Below are 549 nucleotides of genomic sequence, written 5' to 3'. Positions count from 1 at the left end.
GCCAGTAGCGCTGGTGCTGGAAGGCGTAGGTGGGCAGCTCCACCCGCCGCGGCCGGGCCGGCTCGAACACCCCCTGCCAGTCGATACCGGCACCGTGCACCCACAACTCGGCCGCACTCGCCCACAACCGGCGCAGACCACCCTCCTCACGACGCAACGTGCCACACACCACCGCCGCCTCCGCAGCGGCCTCCTCCAACACCTCCCGCATCCCGATCTGCACCACCGGATGCGCACTGACCTCCACAAAGAACCGGAACCCGCCACCCGCCAACTCCCCGACCGCCGGCCCAAACCACACCGTCCGCCGCAAGTTCTCATACCAATACGCGGCATCCACCTCAGTGCCGTCCAGCCAGGTCTCACGCACGGTCGAATACCACGGCACCTCGCACACACGCGGGCTGATCGGAGCCAGCAGACTCGCGATCTCCTCCTCGATCGCCTCCACATGCGCGGAATGCGAGGCATAATCCACCTCGATCCGCCGCGCCCGCTCACAACCGGCCAGCAACTCCTCCAAAGCCTCCACATCACCAGAGACCACCG

The 549-nt window shown here is 67.4% G+C and carries 1 protein-coding gene; it reads right to left on the bottom strand.

The genetic code is table 11. From position 1 onward, the window contains the following. Nucleotides 1-532: acyltransferase domain-containing protein (locus ACTWPT_RS60175; RefSeq protein WP_443186508.1), on the bottom strand; the 532-nt coding region annotated here is incomplete at its 3' end. Nucleotides 533-549: the final 17 nt, after the last annotated feature.

Source organism: Nonomuraea sp. 3N208, assembly GCF_052245935.1.
In the GTDB taxonomy this organism is placed as follows: Bacteria; Actinomycetota; Actinomycetes; order Streptosporangiales; family Streptosporangiaceae; genus Nonomuraea.
The sequence above is the reverse complement of the archived record's forward strand: the minus strand, read 5'-3'. Positions and strand labels throughout refer to the sequence as shown.